Source organism: Pseudomonas sp. AGC41 (assembly GCF_057334555.1).
In genome coordinates, this window is record NZ_JBHFJB010000136.1 from 79,671 (window position 1) to 82,903 (window position 3,233).

A 3,233-nucleotide genomic window follows, 5' to 3' on the forward strand; every position below is an offset into this window, starting at 1 on the left:
GCGAAGAGGCCGGCACAATACAAAACCATCGGCCATGAAAAAGCCCCTCTTGCGAGGGGCTCCTTGTGCAGCCTTCAAGCAACCTTCGGCATCAAGCCATCTGAATGATGGTCTGCATGATGGTGCTCTGGGTGGAGATGGTCTTGGCGTTCGCCTGGTAATTGCTTTGCGCCTTGATCAACTCGACCAGTTCGTTGGTCAGGTTGACGTTGGACTCTTCCAGAGAGTTGGAGACGATCGACCCCAGGGTACCGGTTTGCGGAGCGTCATAGCCCGGGATGCCCGAGGCGAAGGTTTCCTTCCAACTGGTGCCGCCTACTGGCTGCAAGCCTTGCTCGTTGGTGAAGCTGGCAAGGGCGAGCTGGCCGATCGGCTTGGTCTGGTTGTTGCTGAAGTTGGCAAGCATCACGCCGCTGCCATCAATGGTCAGGTTGGTGATCTGGCCGGTGGCGTAACCGTTCTGGGCCGGGATCGACCGTGCGGTGTCGGCGTTGAACTGGGTGGTGTTACCCATGGAAATGGTGATGGTCGGCGCGCTGGCGGCGCCGTTGGCAGTCCATGTCCCGTTGGTCACGGTGCCCGGAACCCAGCCGGTCAATACCAGATCGCTGTTGACGGTCGCTGGCGGAGTGGTGACCGAGGTCAACCTGCCGCTCGAATCGAAGTTCATCGTCGAAGGAACTGGCGCGGTCGCACCGGTGGTGGTCGGCGCGCTGCCGTTGAGGTTACGACCGTCGATCAAGGTGTAGACATTCCAGGTGTTACCAGACGTCTTGACCATGTACTGGTCCATCGAATGCTGGTTACCCTGAGTGTCGTAGATCGGCGTAGTGAACTGCTTGGTGAAGGTGGCGGTGTCGGCCGGGTTGAATGCGGCAGTGATCGGCGTCGCCGTCGAGTTCAGGTTGATCGTCGAGGAAACCAGGCTGGTGGCCTGGGGCGGCAGGTTCGAGGTGTCGATGCGCAGGTCGGTCAGGATACCGTTCTGGATCTTGCCGTTGGCATCCACACCGTAGCCCTGCAAGCGTGCAGTGCCGTCGCTGTTGGTGACATAACCTTCCTTGTCGGTCTTGAAGGTACCGGCACGGGTATAGCTCAGGGAGCCGTCGTTGCTCAGGACAAAGAAGCCCTGGCCTTGGATACCCATGTCCAGCACGTTGCCGGTGTTGTTCACGTCACCCTGGCCGAACTGTTGGGAAACGTTGGCCAGGCGCACGCCGTTGCCGACGGTTTTGCTGCCCGAACCCAGCTTGGTCGCCGAGTAGACGTCTTCGAATTCCGCGCGGGACGATTTGAAACCGGTGGTCGCCACGTTGGCGATGTTGTTGCCGGTCACATCCAGCTGTTTGTTGGCTGCATAGAGACCGCTAAGGCCGATGTTGAAAGACATGTTGACTCCTTTTGCCGGTTAGTCGGCTCTACATACCAATAGTTTGTACTTTGGACAGGGCAATGCTGCCCAGTCCGGCCAGGTTGAGCATCAGCTCACCACCCGTCTGGCTGATCGTCACGCTGCTGACCGTGGCCGGCAGGTTGGTGATCAGCGATGTGGCCTGGCCATCGATGGTGGTCGAGGCCGCGAAGGTGTACGTGCCCGACTCGACCGTCGTGCCCGCATCGTTCTTGCCGTCCCAGATGAAGGCGGAGTTGCCAGACTTCTGGCTACCCAGGTCGATGGTGCGGACCGTCTTGCCATCCTTGTCCATGATCTTGACGGTGAGGGAGGACACCGCTGCCGGAACCACCACGGTGCCGTTGAGGCTCTTGGAAGTGTCGACCACGGCCTTGTCACCCGGAGCGATCACCGAACGCCCGACCAGGGACGATGCTTGCAATGCCTGGGACGAGTTGTAGTTGCCGGCGATGCCGCTGACGGTATTGTTGAGCGTAGTGATGCCTTCCAGGCTGCTGAATTGCGCCAACTGGGCAACGAACTCACCGTTGTCCTGAGGCTCCAGCGGGTTCTGGTTTTTCAGCTGGGTAACGAGCAGTTGCAGGAACGCATCCTTGCCCAATTCCTGGTTGCCACTCGCCGCATTGGTCGCCGCACCCAGGCCATCGGCCTTGGTATTGGTCTTGACCGAGGAGTTGGCAAGTATCTCGTTGAGGCTCAAACCGCTGGTGGTATTGGTGACGCTCATGTGACTCGCCCCTTATCACTGACCGAGGGTCAGGACCTTCTGCATCATGGCTTTGGCGGTGTTCATCATTTCGGCGTTGGTCTGGAACGAACGACTGGCGGAAATCATGTCGGCCATTTCTTCAACGACGTTGACGTTCGGGTAGTAGACGTAACCCTTGGCGTCAGCAGCCGGGTGATTGGGCTCGTAACGAGCATCGAGGTTGCTCTGGTCCTCGACCACGCCGAGTACCTGGACACCCTGCCCGGCCGCGTCCTGGTTCTGGAACAGCGAGTCGCTGCCGCCGGACTGGCCGCCCTGGAACATGGTGGCGAATACCGGGTGGCGGGCGCGGTAGGTCTGGTCGATGCTCGACGAGACGGTCTCGGCGTTGGCGATGTTACTGGCGACAGTGTTCAGGCGAGTGGTCTGGGCACTCATGGCACTGCCGGCGATGTTGAATACGCTCGCGATCGACATGAATTACTCTCCACGCAGGGCCGATACCAGCCCTTTGAATTTACTGTTGAGCAGGGTGAAGCTGGCCTGGAAGTTCACGGAGTTTTCCGCGTAGTTGGACTGTTCCAGTTGAGCGTCCACGGTGTTCTGGTCGATCGACGGCTGCATCGGCGTGCGATACATCAGCGATTCGTCGCCACTGCCAACGCCTTCGGCTTCGATATGACGGTTGTTGGTCATGTTCAAGGCGAAGTGGCCGTGCTTGGCTTTTTCGTTCTGCTCGGCGAGCACCTTGGAAAAATCCAGGTCGCGCGCCTTGTAGTTCGGGGTGTCGGCGTTGGCAATGTTGTTGGCCAGGACTTCGGCACGCTGGGCGCGGAAGCTCAGGGCCTGTTCGTGGATACCGAGCGCTTTATCGAAGCTGATGCTCATGGCGGAAACCTTTGGGTGACCAGAATGTACGTATGATGGCTTTAGCAATCACCGTGCCACTTTCCCAAAGCCCGTAAGCCGGGGCTTTGCGGGGGTCGGCAAAGCGGCAATGCCAGAAAAGCGGCAATCGGTTTCCGCTGGCTGCCGCTTTTCTGCCGCTTTCTCCAAATGTATGCATTCCATTGTGGGAGCGAGCCTGCTCGCGAAGGCGGTGTGTCAGTC

The 3,233-nt window shown here is 59.3% G+C and carries 5 protein-coding genes; all 5 read right to left on the bottom strand.

Features of this window, described 5'->3' with window-relative positions; all coding sequences use genetic code 11:
• Positions 1–91: 91 nt before the first annotated feature.
• Positions 92–1,390, bottom strand: a complete 1,299-nt coding sequence (gene flgE / locus ACE04F_RS22275) for a flagellar hook protein FlgE (protein ID WP_486109957.1) — start codon at positions 1,388–1,390, stop codon at positions 92–94.
• A gap of 28 nt (positions 1,391–1,418) precedes the next feature.
• On the bottom strand, positions 1,419–2,141 hold the full coding sequence (gene flgD, locus ACE04F_RS22280; protein ID WP_486109958.1) for a flagellar hook assembly protein FlgD: 723 nt from the start codon (positions 2,139–2,141) through the stop codon (positions 1,419–1,421).
• 15 nt (positions 2,142–2,156) lie between these two features.
• Positions 2,157–2,600: a flagellar basal body rod protein FlgC gene (gene flgC, locus ACE04F_RS22285; protein WP_434572380.1), complete on the bottom strand. Its 444-nt coding sequence runs from the start codon at positions 2,598–2,600 to the stop codon at positions 2,157–2,159.
• A gap of 3 nt (positions 2,601–2,603) precedes the next feature.
• Positions 2,604–3,011 (bottom strand): flagellar basal body rod protein FlgB, encoded by a 408-nt coding sequence (flgB, locus tag ACE04F_RS22290; protein WP_486109959.1) that lies wholly within the window; start codon positions 3,009–3,011, stop codon positions 2,604–2,606.
• A partial coding sequence (locus ACE04F_RS22295; RefSeq protein ID WP_486109960.1) for a hypothetical protein occupies positions 2,992–3,233 on the bottom strand: 242 nt, incomplete at its 5' end. The genes flgB and ACE04F_RS22295, both read right to left, overlap by 20 nt.

Bases quoted from the DNA above. Each gene is read 5' to 3' on its own strand.
- flgE (WP_486109957.1), bottom strand. From the start codon at position 1,390: ATGTCTTTCAACATCGGCCTTAGCGGTCTCTATGCAGCCAACAAACAG.
- flgD (WP_486109958.1), bottom strand. From the start codon at position 2,141: ATGAGCGTCACCAATACCACCAGCGGTTTGAGCCTCAACGAGATACTT.
- flgC (WP_434572380.1), bottom strand. From the start codon at position 2,600: ATGTCGATCGCGAGCGTATTCAACATCGCCGGCAGTGCCATGAGTGCC.
- flgB (WP_486109959.1), bottom strand. From the start codon at position 3,011: ATGAGCATCAGCTTCGATAAAGCGCTCGGTATCCACGAACAGGCCCTG.